The 18,838-nt window shown below is 38.4% G+C and carries 18 protein-coding genes; 8 read left to right on the forward strand and 10 right to left on the reverse strand.

Going from position 1 to position 18,838, the window contains the following annotated elements; translation table 11 throughout:
• Positions 1-24: 24 nt before the first annotated feature.
• From AC5YGI_RS05955 to queA, 4 genes are all read right to left on the reverse strand, one after another.
• Positions 25-933: a hypothetical protein gene (locus tag AC5YGI_RS05955; protein WP_496167784.1), complete on the reverse strand. Its 909-nt coding sequence runs from the start codon at positions 931-933 to the stop codon at positions 25-27.
• Positions 934-1,154: 221 nt separating this feature from the next.
• Positions 1,155-2,105, reverse strand: coding sequence for a sterol desaturase family protein (locus AC5YGI_RS05960; RefSeq protein WP_446105327.1), 951 nt, complete (start codon positions 2,103-2,105; stop codon positions 1,155-1,157).
• Positions 2,106-2,179: 74 nt separating this feature from the next.
• On the reverse strand, positions 2,180-3,214 hold the full coding sequence (gene rlmN / locus AC5YGI_RS05965; RefSeq protein ID WP_120231776.1) for a dual-specificity RNA methyltransferase RlmN: 1,035 nt from the start codon (positions 3,212-3,214) through the stop codon (positions 2,180-2,182).
• Positions 3,215-3,284: 70 nt separating this feature from the next.
• A complete protein-coding gene (gene queA, locus AC5YGI_RS05970) occupies positions 3,285-4,334 on the reverse strand; it encodes a tRNA preQ1(34) S-adenosylmethionine ribosyltransferase-isomerase QueA (RefSeq protein ID WP_034696367.1) in 1,050 nt (349 codons plus the stop codon).
• A gap of 154 nt (positions 4,335-4,488) precedes the next feature.
• On the opposite strand from queA, the gene AC5YGI_RS05975 reads away from it, so the two are divergent.
• The 6 genes from AC5YGI_RS05975 to AC5YGI_RS06000 all read left to right on the forward strand — a co-directional run bounded on the left by AC5YGI_RS05975 (position 4,489) and on the right by AC5YGI_RS06000 (position 9,754).
• Entirely contained in the window at positions 4,489-5,202 is a 714-nt protein-coding gene (locus tag AC5YGI_RS05975; protein WP_496167785.1) for a hypothetical protein, read from the forward strand.
• 33 nt (positions 5,203-5,235) lie between these two features.
• Entirely contained in the window at positions 5,236-5,928 is a 693-nt protein-coding gene (locus AC5YGI_RS05980) for an AIM24 family protein (RefSeq protein WP_047433734.1), read from the forward strand.
• Between the two features lie 71 nt (positions 5,929-5,999).
• Positions 6,000-6,158 (forward strand): hypothetical protein, encoded by a 159-nt coding sequence (locus AC5YGI_RS05985; protein ID WP_496167786.1) that lies wholly within the window; start codon positions 6,000-6,002, stop codon positions 6,156-6,158.
• 245 nt (positions 6,159-6,403) lie between these two features.
• Positions 6,404-7,801 carry a Gfo/Idh/MocA family protein gene (locus tag AC5YGI_RS05990; RefSeq protein ID WP_446105325.1) on the forward strand — a complete coding sequence of 466 codons (1,398 nt, stop codon included), beginning with the start codon at positions 6,404-6,406 and terminating at the stop codon, positions 7,799-7,801.
• The gene (locus AC5YGI_RS05995) at positions 7,791-8,705 is read left to right on the forward strand and encodes a nucleotidyltransferase family protein (protein WP_227941829.1); all 915 of its coding nucleotides are present in this window, start codon (positions 7,791-7,793) and stop codon (positions 8,703-8,705) included. The genes AC5YGI_RS05990 and AC5YGI_RS05995 overlap by 11 nt, the downstream gene beginning before the upstream one ends.
• Positions 8,696-9,754 carry a phosphotransferase enzyme family protein gene (locus tag AC5YGI_RS06000; RefSeq protein WP_330747097.1) on the forward strand — a complete coding sequence of 353 codons (1,059 nt, stop codon included), beginning with the start codon at positions 8,696-8,698 and terminating at the stop codon, positions 9,752-9,754. Before AC5YGI_RS05995 ends, AC5YGI_RS06000 begins: the two co-directional genes overlap by 10 nt.
• Before the next feature lie 143 nt (positions 9,755-9,897).
• Here the strand turns inward: AC5YGI_RS06000 and AC5YGI_RS06005 are convergent, their stop codons facing one another.
• The gene (locus AC5YGI_RS06005; RefSeq protein ID WP_496167787.1) at positions 9,898-10,389 is read right to left on the reverse strand and encodes a DNA-deoxyinosine glycosylase; all 492 of its coding nucleotides are present in this window, start codon (positions 10,387-10,389) and stop codon (positions 9,898-9,900) included.
• 303 nt (positions 10,390-10,692) lie between these two features.
• On the reverse strand, positions 10,693-12,687 hold the full coding sequence (locus AC5YGI_RS06010; RefSeq protein ID WP_330747099.1) for a S9 family peptidase: 1,995 nt from the start codon (positions 12,685-12,687) through the stop codon (positions 10,693-10,695).
• Positions 12,688-12,892: 205 nt separating this feature from the next.
• On the opposite strand from AC5YGI_RS06010, the gene AC5YGI_RS06015 reads away from it, so the two are divergent.
• Positions 12,893-13,759 (forward strand): chitobiase/beta-hexosaminidase C-terminal domain-containing protein, encoded by an 867-nt coding sequence (locus tag AC5YGI_RS06015; protein WP_330747100.1) that lies wholly within the window; start codon positions 12,893-12,895, stop codon positions 13,757-13,759.
• Positions 13,760-13,810: 51 nt separating this feature from the next.
• Here the strand turns inward: AC5YGI_RS06015 and AC5YGI_RS06020 are convergent, their stop codons facing one another.
• From AC5YGI_RS06020 to AC5YGI_RS06035, 4 genes are all read right to left on the reverse strand, one after another.
• Complete coding sequence (locus AC5YGI_RS06020) at positions 13,811-14,155, reverse strand: phage holin family protein (protein WP_114821738.1); 345 nt, start codon at positions 14,153-14,155, stop codon at positions 13,811-13,813.
• Positions 14,156-14,256: 101 nt separating this feature from the next.
• A complete protein-coding gene (locus tag AC5YGI_RS06025; RefSeq protein ID WP_062672074.1) occupies positions 14,257-14,679 on the reverse strand; it encodes a PaaI family thioesterase in 423 nt (140 codons plus the stop codon).
• 122 nt (positions 14,680-14,801) lie between these two features.
• Positions 14,802-16,355: a GMC family oxidoreductase gene (locus tag AC5YGI_RS06030; RefSeq protein WP_330747101.1), complete on the reverse strand. Its 1,554-nt coding sequence runs from the start codon at positions 16,353-16,355 to the stop codon at positions 14,802-14,804.
• Between the two features lie 11 nt (positions 16,356-16,366).
• Positions 16,367-17,773, reverse strand: a complete 1,407-nt coding sequence (locus AC5YGI_RS06035; RefSeq protein WP_496167788.1) for an aldehyde dehydrogenase family protein — start codon at positions 17,771-17,773, stop codon at positions 16,367-16,369.
• Positions 17,774-17,875: 102 nt separating this feature from the next.
• Between AC5YGI_RS06035 and AC5YGI_RS06040 the strand changes: the two genes are divergently transcribed.
• Positions 17,876-18,745, forward strand: coding sequence for a helix-turn-helix domain-containing protein (locus tag AC5YGI_RS06040; RefSeq protein WP_446105316.1), 870 nt, complete (start codon positions 17,876-17,878; stop codon positions 18,743-18,745).
• Positions 18,746-18,838 lie beyond the last annotated feature (93 nt).

Raw genomic sequence — 18,838 nt, forward strand, 5'->3', positions numbered from 1 at the left:
TTTTTCGCTCAATTTTAAGGCAAATTAATCTTTGAGTTGTTCTTTCGGGATAAAATAAAATGAAGGTTTTGTAGTTCCCAACGGAGATCTGAACTTTTCCCCTGAAATATAAATTCCCGTTTCATCTGCACTTATTCCCTCAATCTGTGCTAATGAAAGCGCAGTCCCGAGGTAATAATGCTTTGGTTTCTCTTTAAAAAATATTCCGGGTTCTGTTTCTGTAAAAATATCTAAAAAGACTTCTGTTTTCCTGGTATATCCTACTAAGTAAAGCTTTTTATCAAAGTAAGAAGCATCTGTAACCACGAAGCCTGTTTTATAGGTTTCTATTTTTTCTGCTTTTTGCATTTCTGAGAGTTCAGGATCTACAATATAATGCGTGGTTGCTTTTGAAGCCCATTCTTTGGTAAATATGTGCAGCTTTCCATTCAGGTAAATCATGGCTTCTGCATCGAAATCGTTCTTTGTGTTTTTAGCAATAAATTCGGTCTGTTCAGGATAATAAAACAAAATTTTCGTTCCATCGAGGGCTCTTTCCGAACCTGGAATTTTAATGACATTAGACTCATCGAGACGTTCGTATGGGACTTTGTAAATCGTTAGATCCTTTCTTGTTCCGGTATTATTTCCGAAATCCCCGATATAAAAATTCTCTCCGTCATTGGCTAACGCTTCCCAATCTGTATTGATTAAATTGGTTTTCAGTTTCCTGATAATTTCACCACTTTTTTTATCCAATTCAAAAAGTTCGGCAGGATTTCCACTGTCATTGAATGTATACAGCTTTCCATTGAAAATATTCAGTCCTGAAGTTTCTTCAATCTTATCATCCAGGTAATTAACTCTGTATTTTTTTATTTTCAGAAAATCAGTCCGCTGGGAAAATGCAGATTGGCCAACGAAAAGAGCAACTATCAGAAGGAGTTTTTTCATAAGACAAAAATAAGGTTTTATTGTGAGTTGGAGAGTTGGAGGGTTTGCATGTGATGCGGGATGCGGGTTTCGGGATGTGGGCTGCGGGTTTGGGGGGAGAGTGTGGATTCCTGCGGAATATAAATATTGCATAGCCATTGAAAAATGCCAATTCCAAAATAGAAAAACGGGCCGAAACAGCCCGCTTTTCCCTTAGATTTCTATTGATTTTAAATCAGAAGTTAAGCCGTTTTCTGCTCTTTCTGATTTTGCTGTTGTTCTTTCTTTTGTGCCTGTCTTGCAAAATACTCTTTCTGGTACTGCCTTACGGTTTTTCCTGTTCCGTCATGTCTCCATCCCGGGGAATTAAAGATATAATTGATTCTGTCTGTGAATTTTAATCCCGGCTGCTTCAGATCTTTCCAGATTTTTCTCCATTCATAAAATAATACCGTATCCGGTCTGTTATCCGGCATTTTTGGATAGATTCCATATTTCACGGGTACATTCGGATCTTCTTTTTGGAAGGTTCCAAATATTTTATCCCAGATAATGAGACACATTCCCATATTTTTATCCAGGTATTTCACATTACATGCGTGATGTACGCGGTGATGAGAAGGTGTTACCAGAATATATTCCAGGAATCCCATACTCTTCACAGTCTGCGTATGTACCCATGTTCCATACACTTGTCCGATGGCGTATGCCACCATGATGTGCCAGGGATTGAATCCTAAAAATGCCAGCGGTGAAAAATATAAATATCTGTAAAGCGGCTGTAATACGGGACTTCTGAATCCTGTTGTCAGGTTAAAATATTCTGAACTGTGGTGCGTAATATGAACTGCCCAGAATGCTCTGGAACGGTGGTCCACATAATGCAGCACATAATAGGCAAAATCTGTGATGATAAAACAAGCCAGCAGATACCAGATACTAAGATCCCATGAGAAAATCCTGTGATGATAAAAGAAAAACATTACGCCCATGGCAAATGCCTTCATGATAAGGTCAAGACCAAAGTTCATCAATGCAAGATAAACATTGGTGGCAAGATCTTTCCCGCTATATAACTTAGCTTCTGAAACGTGGCTGTAAATCATTTCAGCTAAAATGACAGTGGCATGCAATGGGATAGCCCATGCATACACATTTTCCAGCCCGTCCTCGCTCATAAGAAAATCCATCATCACAAAATAATTTGTGCAAAGGTAGGGTTTTAAGCTATTTTTTAAGAAAGTTTTAGGCTTTTTTTAAGGAAATTTTAATCTGTTGTTTTGTTGGCCAACTGCCCGCAGGCGGCATCAATATCACCTCCACGGCTTCTTCTGACCATTACGGTAATCCCTGCATTTTCAAGCTGACGGATGTAATTTTCTTCTGCCTGCTTGTTGCATTGGTCATATTTTCCGTCCCCGATCGGATTGTATTGAATCAGGTTTACTTTTGAAGGAACCTGTTTGCAGTATTTGATTAAAGCTTTAATGTCTTCATCGCCGTCATTGATTCCTTTCCATACGCAGTATTCAAAAGTAATTACAGAACCTGTCTTCTGATACCAGTACTGAAGAGCCTCCATAATATCCGTCAACGGGAATTTATCAGAGAAAGGCATGATCTCATTACGCTTGGATTCAATAGCAGAGTGAAGGGATAAAGCCAGCTTCACGCGCAGTTCATCATCTGCAAGCATTTTGATCATCTTAGGGATACCGGATGTAGAAACGGTAATTCTTCTTGGAGACATTCCCAATCCTTCCGGCTGGGTAATTTTTTTGATGGCTTCCACTACGTTTTTGTAATTCATCATTGGCTCTCCCATCCCCATAAAGACGATATTGGAAAGCGGTCTGTCGAAATACATTCTGCTCTGGCTGTCAATCAGGGCTACCTGATCTACAATCTCAGCTACTTCAAGGTTTCTCATCCTTTTCAGTCTTGCTGTAGCACAGAATTCGCAGTTTAATGAGCATCCTACCTGCGAAGATACACAGGCTGTAGTTCTTGTTTCTGTAGGAATAAGAACAGATTCCACCATCAGCCCGTCGTGAAGTTTCACTCCGTTTTTGATGGTTCCGTCAGAGCTTTTTTGAAGAAGGTCTACGGAAACAGGATTAATGGTATATTCTTCCGAAATTCTCTCACGAAGTGATTTTGAAAGATTCGTCATTTCGTCAATCGAATGGAGGTTTTTACTCCATAGCCAGTCATAGACCTGTTTCGCACGAAACGGCTTTTCTCCTAAAGACACAAAGTAGTCTTTAAGCTGGTCTAGTGATAATGTACGGATATCTTTCATTGTAAGGTTGTAGATTTTAGGTAGCAGGTTGCAGATACTATTATCTGCAACCTATTACCTATTATCTTTTTTATAGAATTAACATTGCGTCACCGTAAGAATAGAATTTATACTTTTCTTTTACGGCTTCTTCATAAGCGTGCATTACGAAATCTCTTCCGGCAAATGCAGCAATCATCATGATCAAAGTAGACTTCGGTGTGTGGAAGTTGGTAATCATTGAGTTCGCTACTCCGAAATCGTGAGGAGGATAAATGAATTTGTTTGTCCATCCGTTGAAAGCAGAGATTTTTTTGTTTGAAGAAACAGAAGTTTCCAATGCTCTCATGGTAGTAGTACCTACTGCACATACTCTTCTGTGAGATTCAACTGCTTTATTAATGATCGCAGCATTTTTCTCATCAATGATAATTTCTTCAGACTCCATTTTGTGCTTAGAAAGATCTTCTACCTCAATCGGGTTGAATGTTCCCAATCCTACGTGAAGGGTAACCTCAGCAAAATTGATTCCTTTGATCTCTAATCTCTTCATCAAATGCTTAGAGAAGTGAAGACCTGCTGTAGGGGCAGCTACTGCTCCTTCTACTTTTGCATAGATTGTCTGATATCTCTCTGCATCTTCAGGTTCTACAGCTCTTTTGATATATTTGGGAAGCGGAGTTTCTCCCAATTCTTTTAGTTTTGTTCTGAATTCGTCGTAAGATCCGTCGAATAAGAATCTTAATGTTCTTCCTCTTGAAGTTGTGTTATCAATAACCTCAGCTACCAAAGACTCATCTTCAGTGAAGAATAATTTGTTACCAATTCTGATTTTTCTTGCAGGATCTACCAAAACATCCCAAACTCTGGTTTCTTTATCAAGCTCTCTTAATAAGAAAACTTCAATTTTAGCACCTGTTTTTTCTTTATTTCCGTAAAGACGTGCAGGGAAAACTTTTGTATTGTTGAAGATGAACAAATCTTCTTCATCAAAATAATCCACAACATCCTTGAATAATTTGTGCTCGATAGTTTGTGTTTTTCTATCAAGTACCATTAATCTCGCTTCGTCTCTGTGCTCTGATGGGTGTTCTGCTAATAATTCCGCAGGAAGATCAAAATTAAAATCTGATGTTTTCATTTTTTAAATTACGGTTTAAAAATTATTGAAATTACAAGGTGTAATTTTCGGAGTGCAAATATACGACATTGAACACCCCTTTGTCAAGTATTATTTACAATCAAACATAAAACCGTGATTTTACGGGGATTTTCAAGACATAAAAAGAGTATTTTTGGAAAAATTAAAATTCAATATGGAATCTGTAAGTAAAATATACTTCATTGATAATCCGTATCCTGACGGTCATACAATTGAAAATTTCAGATGGAGTGGAAGAATTGATGAATATGGACTTATCTGGTTTGATTTTCATTTAAAAACTGAAAAATATTATGCCAATGACAATGAAAACAATGAAGAAGAAGACGAAGATCTGTCCGACTGGGACTCCAAAATCGTATGGAGAAACTATCATACCTGTACACTCTCTTCTAACTATTGGGGTGAACAGAGAGGAATCAGAATTAATAATCTTGATGAAAAATTAGATTTCGATGCTGTTGTTCAAAATGATCTTTTCAGTAATGATCTTCCGTCTGAACACCATTCTGATGATGACGATCTTGCTTTCAACATCTACCTGCTGGGGCATGACAGCTGTGCCGGACATCAGATCCGGTTTTCAAAAAAAGAAAATCACCGGTATGATATTATATGGACAGGCAAAATAGCACTGACCTACGCAGGTGATCATGAATTTTCACATGATTTCAAAGCAGAAATTGTCAATGCAGAATTTGAAGGTTTTCATTACCCTAAAACCTGGTCACTGGAAAAGGCAACTGAGATGTTCAAAGCCAGGCTTGCCGGTTTTGAAGCATATGAATTTGTGGATCTGAATCCTAAAAGTAACAAAAGGAAGTATAAACTCGACAAACTAAAATAATAACACTATATATCAACCAATAAAATTATCATTATGAGCAAATATTCAATAGAAGCATTTATCAATGAAACAAAAGAAAATCCACAACAAAGAGATTATTTTGAGCTGGAAACAAAGCATCTTCTGGAAATCAACCTTAATAATCAGGCGGTATGGACCAAAAGAGGAAGTATGGTAAGCTATGTGGGAAATATCAATTTTGAAAGGCAGGGAATGCTTTCCGGAGGACTTGGAAATCTTTTGAAGAAAGCGATCAGCGGTGAAGGTGCCAGGTTGATGAAAGCAGAAGGAACCGGAAAATTATATGTTGCTGATTCCGGGAAGAAAGTCCGTATTCTCTATCTGAACAATGAATCTGTTTGTGTAAACGGAAATGATATTCTTGCCCATGAACAAAGTGTAAAAAGTGATATTACTATGCTGAAAAGCATCGCTGGAATGATGTCCGGAGGTCTTTTCCAGGCAAAACTTTCAGGAACAGGACATATTGCTATTACGACTCACGGAGATCCTTTAACTTTACTTGTAACTCCTGATACACCTGTATTTACAGATCCGAATGCTACTGTGGCATGGTCCGGAAACCTCAGCCCGGAACTGAAAACCAATGTTTCTTTCAAAAGCCTTATCGGCAGAGGAAGCGGCGAAGAGTTTCAGATGAAATTCTCAGGTCACGGATGGGTACTGATTCAGCCTTATGAAGAGGTATATTATATGGAAAAATAAAAGAGACAAATTTTGAAGAGATTTAGTGTACATACTTTAATGATAATGAACTTTTTGATGAGATCACAAAAATGACTTATCCTGAAATACGTACTTTTTTCAGAGATTATATAGAAGGTACCCAACCCGTTCCTTTGAAAGAATATCTGGAAAAGGCAGGATTCAACTATGATGAAACCAATGGAAAGGTAACTCCAGTTTTAATCCTGATTCAAAACAAATTGCATTAAGAAAAGCCTGGATCAATCAATAAATTTTCACGCATATAACAAATATTTAAAAAAAAAATATAAATGAGCAAAACCAATAAAAAAGTGAAAATTAATAATCTATATTTTAATAACTACAAAACTGTTCAATTTTAAAATCCAATAAGCCTCAAATTCTTACAAACTACCTTCATCACTTCATTCTCTAATTACCTATCACCTTACCGGGATTTACAAAAGTTTTAATATATTTAAAAAAAAAATAGATGGACAATAGTAACTCCCGCAGAAACTTTCTTAAGACTGCCGCTTTAGCAAGCTTTGGGGCATTGGTTTTACCCAATTCTTTATTTGCTTATTCCAATGATTTTAAAACAGATAAAAAAGTCCGCGTTGGTTTTATCGGCGTAGGTCTTCGTGGTCAGGAACATGTAAAATTACTGGCAAAACGTAATGATGTAGAGATTGTTGCATTTGCAGATCCGGAAAAAAGAATGCTTGCCGCGTCTCAAAAAATCTTAAAAGACAATAATAAACCGGCTGCTCAGGAGTTTTCCAACGGGGAATACGATTATAGAAATCTGTTGAAATTAAAAACAATAGATGCTGTTGTGATTGCTACTCCATGGGAATGGCATCTTACCCAGGGTGTGGAAGCTATGCGTGCTAAAAAAATTGTAGGCATGGAAGTTTCCGGGGCGATAAAGCTTCAGGACTGCTGGGAATTTGTAAAGGTATATGAGGAGACGAAAGTTCCTATCTTTATGATGGAAAATGTATGCTATCGAAGAGATATTATGGCCATCCTGAATATGGTCCGTAAAGGAATGTTCGGAGAGCTGGTACATGGAAGAGGCGGTTATCAGCATGACCTGAGAGGTGTTCTTTTCAATGACGGAGTTACTCCATACAATTCCGGTGCTGAGTTTGGAGAAAAAGGCTTCAGTGAGGCAAAATGGAGAACTGAACATTACGTAAAACGTAACGGAGAACTTTATCCTACCCATGGATTAGGTCCGGTTGCGATGATGATGGACATCAACCGAGGAAACCGTTTAACAAGGCTTTCTTCATTCTCTTCAAAATCAGTGGGGCTTCACAAATACATTGTTGAACATGCAAAGGGCGGAGAAAACCATCCTAGTGCCAAAGTAAAATTCAACCAGGGAGATATTGTAACCACTCAGATTGCCTGTGCCAATGGAGAAACCATCCTTCTTACTCATGATACAAGCTTACAAAGACCTTATGATCTTGGTTTCAGAGTTCAGGGAACTGAAGGGTTGTGGCAGGATTTCGGATGGGGAGATTTCAACCAGGGACATATTTATTTTGAAAAAACCATGAACCATACCCACCGTTGGGACAATACTGAAAAATGGATGAAAGAACACGATCATCCGATGTGGAAAAAGTTTGAAGCTACTGCTGCAGGTGCCGGACATGGCGGAATGGATTTCTTTGTGATGAATACTTTTATTGAATGTATCAAACGGAATATAGAGTTCCCGATGGATGTGTATGATCTTGCATTGTGGTATTCTATTACGCCATTAAGCGAAGAGTCTATTGCCAAAGGCGGTCAGGTAGTTGATATTCCTGATTTCACCAATGGAAAATGGAAAACCCGTAAACCTGTATTTGGAATGACCGATGAGTTCTAAGAAAACATTACTTATACTGGCAGGCGGATTAGGCAGCAGATACAAGGGGCTTAAACAGGTAGACGGCATACTCGATAACGGTTCGCCAATTCTTGAGTATTCCATCTTTGATGCACTGGAAGCCGGTTTCCAAAAAGTCGTTATTATTGTCAACAAACTGATTCCTGAAAGTTATATTGAAAGACTCAACGGCATTTCAAAAGCTAAAAATTTTGAATTGATCTGGGTATATCAGGAGATAGACAGCATTCCTATTTCACTGGAAGGTTTTGATTATCCTGACCGTACGAAGCCATGGGGAACCGCTCATGCCGTACTTTGCGCCAAATATTCAATACAGGAACCTTTTGTGATGATCAACGCGGATGATTTCTACGGAAAAGAAGTGTATCAGCTCGCTGCACATGAAATTAACCATCATCATATATCAGATACACAATTAGGAATGATTGCTTATCCTGTAGGTACAACGTTGAGTGGAAACGGTACTGTAGCCAGAGGAATATGTACGCTGGATGCTGAAAACTACCTGATCAAAGTGGTGGAACAAACATCCATTCAAAGAATAAATAACTCAATTGTTTACATTGAAAACGGAGAAAGTATACAACTGGATCCTGACACCCTGGTATCCATGAATTTTTTTATTTTCCACCCACACATTTTCTGTTATCTGGACACCTATTTTTATGATTTCATAGAATCTGATCCACTGCCTGATCAGGAATTTTATATTCCTTCTGCAGTACAAAGAATGATGGATGAAAACAGAGTAAAGGTAAAGGTAAAAGTATCTCCTTCCCCATGGATGGGAGTTACGTATGCTGATGATAAAAAGGAAGTTAAAGATTTTCTGATTTCAGAGATTAAAAACAACAGATACCCGGAAAATTTATGGAGCTAAATGATATTGTTGCTGAATTTATCGGTACGGACAGTTATGACCTTACTCCTATTACTGACGGGTTGATCAATACCACCTATCTTCTGGAGGATAAAGGGCAGGGGAAAAAGTTTATTCTGCAGAAAATCAACAATCATGTTTTTAAACAGCCGGAAGTGGTCGTTAATAACCATTTAATGATTAATGAAGTTCTCAGGTCAAATCATTATCAATTTGAAATTATAGAACCTGTTCCTTCTCTTACCGGTAAAATTCTGGTAAAAGATAAAAATGGTCAGCCATGGCGTATGCTCAGTTTTGTAGAAAATAGTATAACATTCCTTACTGCTCCCACTTTGCAGACGGCTTATGATGCTGCTAAAACCTTCAGTTATTTTCTCAATACGGTCAATACTGAAAAACTGCCTGCCATTGAAGATTCTCTTCCCAATTTCCTCAATTTTGAGAAGAGGGTTGCAGATTATAAAAACTCACTCAAAAATGCAGAACCTCATTTAAGAGAAAATGCCAGGGTTGAAATTGAAATCACCAACCAGCTTTTGTCCTTACCGGACCGATGGATTGAGATGGAGAAAAACAATCAGATCCCAAAAAGAATTATTCATGCAGATGTAAAGATCAGTAATATTCTCTTTGATCAGAATCATCAACCTTTAGCGGTGATTGATCTGGATACCATGATGATTTCCACTATTTTGTATGATTTTGGAACCATGATTCAGTCTTACACCAATACCACCCAGGAAGATGATGGAAGCGCCATAGATAATTTCAACCCTGAAATGTATAAAGTCGTAAAAGAAGGATTTTTATTCCATTTAAAAGAAAAACTGACACCACTGGAAGCTGAGAATCTCGATTATGCAGCACAGGTCGCTATTTATATTCAGGAACTTCGTTTCTTAACCGATTATCTGAATGGAAGTACGTACTATTCTATCACGCATCCTGAACACAATCTGGACAGAACAAAAAATCAATTGGAACTGTTGAAAGGATTGAGAGAATACTTAGGTGCTAGTGGAGGGTTGGAGAGTTTGAGAGTTTGAGGGCTGGGTTTATAAAGTGCATAGATTCCTGCTGAATGACAAAGTGTATGCATAAATAAAGCGTCCCAGTTGTCCATTCTGCAGGAATCTATACGTTTACAATTTCAGCATTCTAACTCTCAAACCCTCCCACTCTCAAACTCTCAAACCAAAAATTCCAATATTCTCTTCCACTCTTCCAGCTTCTTTTCAAAGGAAACCGTATGAAGCGGGCTGGTAGAAGGCAATAAAAAAACGGGCAGCTTATAATTTTTCCCGAGCAGTTTCTGTAAGTTCTTGTATGACTTTCCACCGTTGCAGAAAATGGCTTTGATATTTGGGTGTTTTTCTAACAATTCTGCGATCTGATTGGCTTCTTCATTCCTGATTTCAGAATCCAGGCTTCCTTTTCTCTCGCAGGAATCGATAACATCCCAAAGGGCAATATGATGTTTCTTTATCGTTTCAATTCTTTGTTTGTAATCATCAGTAAATTCTTCGTTCAGCAATTCAAAAATGATTTTCCAGAATTTGTTTTGAGGATGAGCATAATACTGCTGTTTTTCCAGTGATTTCACTCCGGGAATTGATCCTAAAATCAGAATTTCAGACTGAGCGTTAATAATGGGTGGAAATGAAGAAATACGGTTTTGCATCTTCAAATATATTGATTTTATTGTTTGCAGATTAGGAAGCCGGAAGAGGTAGGCTGGAAGTTACTGTTAGTCTCACCATTTATAGAGGTCATCATACATTAATGATATCATCGCTTAAAAAAGATGAAAATATGGAAAAAACTACTCATCACAACCTCCATAACTTCATTCTTCAAGCACCCAGCTTCCAACTCAATCTTATCTTAAACTTAGCTTATTTAGGTTTTGGCTAAAGCCGTTGGATTTTTGATTATAAAAAAAGCGGGCTAAAGCCCGCTCCTATTGATATTTTATATTGTCTGTCTATAAAGTTTCCTTCAGCCAGTCGAAGAATTCTCTCTGCCATACCAATCCGTTTTGAGGATGAAGTACCCAGTGGTTTTCGTTCGGGAAGTACACCAGTTTAGATTTTAATCCTCTTAATTTTGCAGCCTGGAAAGCTTCCTGACCTTGCTCGTAAGGAACACGGAAATCAATTCCTCCCTGAACAATCATGATGGGTTTGTTCCATTTTTCCACGAAGTTGCTTGGATTAAATTCTGTGTATGCTTTTGGAAGTGGTTTTTCCCATGGAGAACCAAGATCCCAGTTGGCAAACCATAGTTCTTCGGTAGTCAGATACCATGATTTCATATCAAATAAACCATCGTGAGCAATAAATGTCTTGAATCTGTTCTCATGGATTCCAGCCAGCATAAATACGCTGTATCCTCCATAACTAGCTCCTACAGCTGCTACCCTGTCACCATCCACGTAAGGTAAAGTTTTCGCAAAGTCTGTGGCTGCCAGATAATCTCTCATTGGCTGCCCGCCCCAGTCTTTTGAAATGTCTTCATTCCATTTTGTTCCCCAGCCCGGCATCCCTCTTCTGTTTGGAGCCACTACGATATAATCGTTGGCTGTCATAAGAGCAAAGTTCCATCTTACACTGAAATATTGAGTAAGCGCAGACTGCGGCCCTCCCTGGCAGTATACCAGCGTTGGGTATTTTTTGTTCGGATCAAAATTCGGTGGATAATGGAACCAAACTCCCATTTCCTTACCGTCTGAAGTTTTCACCATTTTAAGTTCAGATTTCCCCTGAGCTAACTTCGCATACGTTTCCTTGTTCGCTTCAGTTACCTGCTTCATTTCTCCGTTCTTAACGTTTACAGAGAATAATTCTGTAGCATGGTTTACGTCTGTTCTTCCTACTAAAAGTGAAGTTTTATTGTCTGTAAAGATTTCGTTGACGTCAAAATCTCCCTTGGTGATCTGCTGTACTTTTGCTGATTTTGAATCCAGCGAGAAAAGCTGTTTTGTTCCTCTGAATGCCGCTGTGAAGTAGATTGTTTTTGAATCTGCTCCCCAAAGAACATCTCCTGAAACACTTTCATCCCAGCCAGAGGTAAGGTTAGTGGTCTTCCCTGACTTCCAATCCAGGATTTTCACATCATTTTTATCAGCTTCATATCCGTCTCTTGCCATACTCTGCCAGATCAGAGATTTTCCGTCCGGGCTGAACTTAGGGTTTACATCATATCCTTTGTTGGATTCTGTAAGGTTTTTGGTAGTACCAGATGCCAGATCATAAGCAAAGATATCGGTATTGGTACTTGTAGCATATTCTTTACCACTTTTAGGTTTGGTAACATATAAAAGCTGGGCAGAATCCGGGCTCCAGATAAAATCTTCAGCACCACCGAAAGGTCTTTGAGGAGAATCCCAGGTTTTCCCTTCCAAAAGGTCTTTTGCTCCTTCTACCTTATCAGAAGTATTCACTACAAATACATGATTGTACTTACCTTCATTGAAATAATCCCAGTGTCTGTGGTTCAGGTCTGTGTATACCTGAGCCGTTGTTTTAGGAGTATCGCTGAATTTATCTTTCCCCATTACTTTCTCCACCAATACCTGCTTACTGAAGGCAATCTTCTTTCCGTCCGGAGAAATTACGATATTATCTGCTTCACCAATGGTATAAAATTCTGCCCAGGTTTTTCCGGCATCTTTGGAAAGATAGATTTTATCTCCTTCCTGAGCATATATTCCGTTTTTATCCCACTGAATAAGGGCTTTTTTCCCGAAATCTATTTTGGAAGACTGATGATTAAGAACATTCAGAAAATAGTTCTCGTTTTTCGTTTTCTCTGTTTTCAGGTCTACCTGTCCTACTTTATAGATAAGGGAGCCCTGATCCGGTGAAACTGCCTGTACTCCAACTTTTTTCAAAGTCCAAAGAATTTCAGGCGTCATTACTTGTTGTGCATTCATTAAAAGCGGAGCTGCCAAAGCCAGCAGACTGTACTTAAGTTTCATATGTTGATATTCATTTTTAACGGATGTACAAAATCAGCTGATTTCCTACATCCTTTTATTAAATTCAAAGATTGCCAAAGTTAATATTTAAAATAAAAACGGACGAAAGAATTAACATTAAGTTTTTAAAGTTGAAAAATAATTGATTTATGTATGGCAAAAATTTTATTAGTTTTACAAAAAACTAAACTAATACCCATTTAATATGAAAAAATTTATACTTTTTTCTTCACTTTGTGTATCCTCATTCTTTTTTTCACAGCTTACGATGAGTCCTTTTCCCAATCATTATTATAATCCTTATCAGGTCACTATTAATGGAAACGGGACTATTTATTATACCACTGACGGAAGCACTCCGACAATTAGTTCTTCCTATGCCGTAAATAATGTGCAGATTTCTATTGATCAGAATAAAGAGATCAAGGCATTTCTTGTTAACGGACAAGGAAGTTCGTCTCCTGTAATCAGTAAAAAGTATTACACAGGAAATATTCCTAATGCTGTTATTTATTTTAAAGCTCCTTCTACATGGACTTCAGGAAGCTGTGTAATGGTTGATATGGTCAGTCCCAATTCTATAGACGGATTTGCAATCGATACCTTCTGGCCCGGAGTTGTGATGCAACCTGCAGGGTGTGAATCATGGTATAAGACTACAAGAGATTTTGAAACTGCCAATGTCCGTTTTAATAACTGTACTCTATTTGAAAATATTCCTGCCACCATCAGCACCAATCTGATCACGATGGGAAGTACTTTGTATTATGATTTTACGGATGGGGTCATAACCACTCCGCCTTCATGCTTATTTTTAGCGTCTAATGAATCAGTCTCTAAAAATAACAGCATTTTAATCAAAGTTTATCAGAACCCTGTTTCAGATATTTTAAAAGTAAATACGGACCGGAATTTCAATGAATATGAAATTATAGATGTGAACGGAAGAGTGATTTTAAAAGATCAGTTTGTGAAAGAAATCTTAATTAGTCAGCTTATTTCGGGAAATTACTTTCTAAAGCTTACAGATTCGAAAGGAGATCTAGTGTTACTGAAGTTCATTAAAAAATAAAGAAATCCGCTCGTTGAGCGGATTCCTTTATTTTGATCTTTTATAATTTAATTAATCTCCATCTGAGAACATAGAGTTCGCCAGAGAAGTTACAATTGATAATAATATACTGAAGATAAATGCCCACCAGAACCCATCTACGACCATACTGTCGATGAAATAGTCTGCAATCAGGACAATTGCGGCATTAATTACCAGGGCAAAGAATCCTAAGGTAAGAATGGTCAACGGAAGGCCAAACAGACTTAAAATAGGCTTTACAAATATATTAAGAACCCCAAGTACAATCGCAAAGATGATGGCTGAAGAGAATCCTTCAAATTGTACTCCCGGTAAAATTTTGGTTAAAAGATAAGCAACAATCGCTGTAATAAATAGTCGGATAATTAAGTTCATTGTGATATTTTTTAATGTTTATGGGGTTTGTTGAGCAAAAGCTATTCCATTCCGGGAAAAAAAATGCTTTGAAACCCTTTATTGAAGGAATATTTTGTCTTTTATTTTATTTTCATCATGGTGACTAATGAAGTGGCTACATGACTTTCAGAATCAGAACCTTCGGTCTGAACATAGATTTCCGTTCTCACCACAACAATTTTTCCGCCCCCTTTGATGACATAGGATTTTGAAATCAAAGCATCACCCATTGCCGGACGAAGGTAGTTCACTTTCAGCTCAACGGTCACAACATAACAGTCTTCCGGATAGTGGCTCACAGCGGCATATCCTGAAGAAACATCCACCAGAGAGGCGATCATTGCGCCATTGAACATTCCTGCTTTTCGGGTCATCATTTCCATCTTAGGGATCTTCATGGAGATAAAATCAGTTTCTACTTCCAGCAGTTCTGCTTTATAGAATTTCAGGGTTTCCGAGCGGCTGAAGCTGTCTGTAATGAGTTTCTTTTTTTCTGGTGTCATGAATTTTATTTTAAACAAAGGTAAGTGCTACAGGCTTTTTTATCTCAATGATCTTTCAATTTTTCATTAAAAAGCCGCTTCATAAACATGAAACGGCTTCTTTTCAAGGATTTTAACCCTTCTTACACAACAAACGATAACTTTTCAGATGAACCTGACGCTTTCAGATGATGATCTTCTTTGATCATATCGGCTGCTTTTTCACCAATCATAATGGTAGGCGCATTGGTATTTCCGGAAACCACATCCGGCATAATGGATGCATCTGCTACCCTTAATCCTTTTATTCCATATACTTTCAGTCTCGGATCTACTACAGAATGGCTGTCGGTTCCCATTTTACAGGTTCCGGTCATATGATGATAGGTGGAACATGATTTTTTGATATAATCTATCACTTCCTCTTTTGTTTTTCCTTCTCCGGGATAGATTTCACCGTCATTCCATTCTTTCATGGCTTCTGTTTTTCCCATTTCGCGGCATATTTCAACACATTGGTAAAGGGCTTCCAGATCGGATTCTTCAGAAAGATACATCGGGTTAATTTCCGGAGAAGCGGAAGGATCGGAAGACGTCAGTTTAATATACCCTTTACTGGCAGGTCTGATAAATCCGGCGCAGAATGTAAATGCGTTTTGCGGCCCTGTGAATCCCGGACTGTAATAAGGAAGTCCCATAAACAAAGGCTGAAGATCCGGGAAAGCCATTTCTTCTTTGCTTTTCCAGAATAACTGGGCTTCCAGCAGATTGGCTTCCGGAGCAGGAATTTCTTTTTTAGCTTTAAAAATAACACTTGCCAAAAGATGATCCTGAAGGTTTTTTCCAACTCCTTTCAAATCTTTTACTACCGGAATTCCCACTGATTCCAGTTCCTGTTGATCACCAATTCCGGAAAGCATCAGAAGTTTGGCAGATTCTATGGTTCCACAGGATACAATCACTTCTTTTTCTGCTTCCACTTCTACTAATTCACCGTCTTTCAAATACTGAACTCCGATGCACTCGTTTTCTTCAAAAATTAACTTCTGAGCCAGCGCATTGGTATGAATATGCAGATTAGGTCTCGATTTCACAGGATCTAAGAATGCTTTTGCCGTAGAACATCTTTTATGATCTTTACCTACACTGAGATGATTAAGACCTGCACCCCAGATTTCTTTGTTAAAATCATCTGTCAAAGGATAGCCCAATTCTTTACAGGCTTCAATAGCACTTATTGAAATGGCATTCGGGCGCTTGATACGGCTTACAAAAAGCGGTCCTTCCCCTCCATGAATGTCATCTTCACCTTCTTCATGGGTTTCTGATTTTTTAAAGTAAGGCAGAACACTTTTCCAGTCCCAGCCCACACATCCTTTATAAGCCCAACTATCATAATCCTGCTGATGCCCTCTGATGTAGATCATTCCATTGATGGAACTTGAGCCACCCAATGTTTTACCACGAGGCCAGTATCTTGTATTCCCTCCTGCATGTTCCTGCGCAACGGTATGATAAGCCCAGTCTCTTTCGGTATTCCAGATAGCGGGCCAGCCGGCCTGTTCTTCCACTTCAGTAACTTTATCATCAGGACCTGCCTCCAGCAGAAGAACATTTATATTTTCATTTTCGCTTAATCTGTTAGCGATTACAGCGCCTGCCGAACCGGATCCGACAATTATAAAATCGTATTTCATGAGTTCTAACTTTATTTTTTAATGCTGATGACTTTAGGAACTGTAACTGCTTTTAATCCTTCTATTCCGAACTCTACTCCATAACCGGATTGTTTTGCCCCTCCGAAGGGAACAAACGGGTGAATAGCACCATGCTGATTGATCCATACGGTTCCTGCTTCCAGTTGTGCAGCCACTTTCTGAGCTTCGTCAAGATCATCACTCCAAACGGAAGCTCCCAGTCCGTTTTCTGAATCATTGGCTTTATTGATCGCTTCTTCCAACGTTTTATACTTAATAATTGGTAATACAGGACCAAACTGTTCTTCGTCTACAATTCTGTCTCCGTTATCTACATTTCCAACCAGAGTTACGGGAATAAAATAACCTTCCAGATCAGGTTTTTGCCCTGTGAATATGAAGTCTGCTCCGATATTTTCAGCATCAAGAATCAGATCCTGAATTTTATCGTACTGCATTTTATTCTGGATAGGCCCTAAAACGCTGGCTTCATCCGCTCCGTTCCCCATCGGAATATTGGAAGAATAGTCTGCCAATGCTTTAACGACTTTTTCGTAATCGTTTTCATGAACGTATAGTCTTTTTAAGCAGGCACAGGTTTGCCCCATATTCAGGAAAGCTCCCCAGAAAATTCCATCAATATACTTAGAGACATCAAGTCCGGGTAAAATAATTCCTGCATCATTTCCTCCACATTCAAGGGTTAATCGGGCCATATTTTTAGCAGAAGCTTCTATAACTTTCTTCCCCGTCGCGATAGAACCTGTGAACATAATTTTCACAATTTCCGGATGTGAGGTAAGGTAACTTCCCACTTCTCCTCTGCCGGTAACTACCTGCAAAATATCCTCAGGAAGCACACTGTTGATCACTTTTATCATTTCCAGACTGCAGAAAGTGGTATATTCCGAAGGTTTGATGATGACAGCATTTCCCATTCTCAATGAAGGAATAATCTGCCAGATGGCAATCATCAAAGGCCAGTTCCAGGGAGCAATGGCTGCTACTACTCCAATCGGGTTTCTGTATACAACATCTTTCCGGGTGTCGTCTTCGAAAACAATTTCTTCGGGTAAATCCAGTGATGCGGGAACCTGTGTCCAGCCTACACAAGCCTGCATTTCGAAATTAGCTCCAGGACCATTCAACGGTTTTCCCTGCTCGCGGGTGATCCATTCTGCAAGGTGTTTTGAATTTTGCTGCAACGCTTCCGCTACTTTTAATAAAATCTCTTTTCTTTCTGCATCCGGTCTTGCGGCCCATAGTTTCCGGGCTTTTTTTGCTTTCTCAATTTTATCATCAATCTCCTCTCTGGAAGTATTGATAACTTCACCTATAACCTCTAAAGTAGAAGGATTTACGGATAAAAACTGAGTATCTGGGGTATGGGTTTGTTTGGCTGCTGATGTATTTTCCATTGTTTTAAATTATTTTGTATTTTACGTAATCCGAAAATGGCAATAACATGATATAAATTATTTACTTATTCTCTATTTTTTTTAACCTAAACTCTCCCTATCATGGAAAAGATCGAAGAAAAAACTGTTTTCAGCATTCCTTTTGGTGAATTGAATGTATTTGAAACAAATGTAGTTTGTCATGATTTTCCTTTCTTTTTTGAAAAGCCTGTCATCACACTTATGCTGAGTGGCAATAAGATTATTCGCAGTGATGATGAGACTTTTGAGTTCAAGGAGAGAAGTGTATTTATTCCGCCCTGTAACAAGGAACTGAGTATAGATATTCATCCCGTTTTTAAAGAACCTACGAAATGTCTGGTATTGAATATTGAGCAGGAATATATTGACAGTGTATTCTCCGAAGTGATTGAAAACTGGCATCCGGACTGGGACAGAACAGGAATTATGATGAAAGAAAACACTGTGAAAAAGTTCATCAGCTCGGATGAGTCTTTATGGAGAAGCCTTACCAATCTTTATAACAGAAGAATTGACGGAAATCTTCATAATACCTCGGATTTTCTTTTAAGCTTAAGTCTTAAAGAACTGATTTATGAGCTGATGAAAACCAATGCAAAGCATATCCTCCTCCATTCTGGAAAGGCAGAAAATATACAGAACGGACTTCAGGAAGTGGTTCATTTCATCAAAAACAATTACAGAGAACCAATTACCATCAGGAGACTTGCTGCGCTTGCAGGAATGAGCGAAGCCAATCTGTTTAAAAAGTTTAAGCATTCCTACAGCTGTACTCCGGTAGAATATATTATCCAACTGAGAATAGAACATGCCAAGCAATTGCTGATCAGCAATCCTGAAATCGGGATTAAAAATATCTGTTTTGAATCAGGTTTTAATACATTGGAGTATTTTTACAGAAAATTTACCCAGATCACCGGAAAGTCTCCGAAGAAGTTTAAGGTAGATTGATAGATAAAGCTGGAAAATGGAAGCAAGAAGATGGAGGTTAGTACCGGTCTTTTTATTTCTGGCAGTTGTCATTATTTAATAAAGTAATCATCC

It is taken from the genome of Chryseobacterium sp. CS3K3.1, from assembly GCF_059515165.1.

What these genes read in the sequence shown, in the direction of transcription:
- AC5YGI_RS05955 (WP_496167784.1), bottom strand. Translation starts at nt 933, where the DNA reads ATGAAAAAACTCCTTCTGATAGTTGCTCTTTTCGTTGGCCAATCTGCA.
- AC5YGI_RS05960 (WP_446105327.1), bottom strand. Translation starts at nt 2,105, where the DNA reads ATGATGGATTTTCTTATGAGCGAGGACGGGCTGGAAAATGTGTATGCA.
- rlmN (WP_120231776.1), bottom strand. Translation starts at nt 3,214, where the DNA reads ATGAAAGATATCCGTACATTATCACTAGACCAGCTTAAAGACTACTTT.
- queA (WP_034696367.1), bottom strand. Translation starts at nt 4,334, where the DNA reads ATGAAAACATCAGATTTTAATTTTGATCTTCCTGCGGAATTATTAGCA.
- AC5YGI_RS05980 (WP_047433734.1), top strand. Translation starts at nt 5,236, where the DNA reads ATGAGCAAATATTCAATAGAAGCATTTATCAATGAAACAAAAGAAAAT.
- AC5YGI_RS05985 (WP_496167786.1), top strand. Translation starts at nt 6,000, where the DNA reads ATGACTTATCCTGAAATACGTACTTTTTTCAGAGATTATATAGAAGGT.
- AC5YGI_RS05990 (WP_446105325.1), top strand. Translation starts at nt 6,404, where the DNA reads ATGGACAATAGTAACTCCCGCAGAAACTTTCTTAAGACTGCCGCTTTA.
- AC5YGI_RS05995 (WP_227941829.1), top strand. Translation starts at nt 7,791, where the DNA reads ATGAGTTCTAAGAAAACATTACTTATACTGGCAGGCGGATTAGGCAGC.
- AC5YGI_RS06000 (WP_330747097.1), top strand. Translation starts at nt 8,696, where the DNA reads ATGGAGCTAAATGATATTGTTGCTGAATTTATCGGTACGGACAGTTAT.
- AC5YGI_RS06005 (WP_496167787.1), bottom strand. Translation starts at nt 10,389, where the DNA reads ATGCAAAACCGTATTTCTTCATTTCCACCCATTATTAACGCTCAGTCT.
- AC5YGI_RS06010 (WP_330747099.1), bottom strand. Translation starts at nt 12,687, where the DNA reads ATGAAACTTAAGTACAGTCTGCTGGCTTTGGCAGCTCCGCTTTTAATG.
- AC5YGI_RS06015 (WP_330747100.1), top strand. Translation starts at nt 12,893, where the DNA reads ATGAAAAAATTTATACTTTTTTCTTCACTTTGTGTATCCTCATTCTTT.
- AC5YGI_RS06020 (WP_114821738.1), bottom strand. Translation starts at nt 14,155, where the DNA reads ATGAACTTAATTATCCGACTATTTATTACAGCGATTGTTGCTTATCTT.
- AC5YGI_RS06025 (WP_062672074.1), bottom strand. Translation starts at nt 14,679, where the DNA reads ATGACACCAGAAAAAAAGAAACTCATTACAGACAGCTTCAGCCGCTCG.
- AC5YGI_RS06030 (WP_330747101.1), bottom strand. Translation starts at nt 16,355, where the DNA reads ATGAAATACGATTTTATAATTGTCGGATCCGGTTCGGCAGGCGCTGTA.
- AC5YGI_RS06035 (WP_496167788.1), bottom strand. Translation starts at nt 17,773, where the DNA reads ATGGAAAATACATCAGCAGCCAAACAAACCCATACCCCAGATACTCAG.
- AC5YGI_RS06040 (WP_446105316.1), top strand. Translation starts at nt 17,876, where the DNA reads ATGGAAAAGATCGAAGAAAAAACTGTTTTCAGCATTCCTTTTGGTGAA.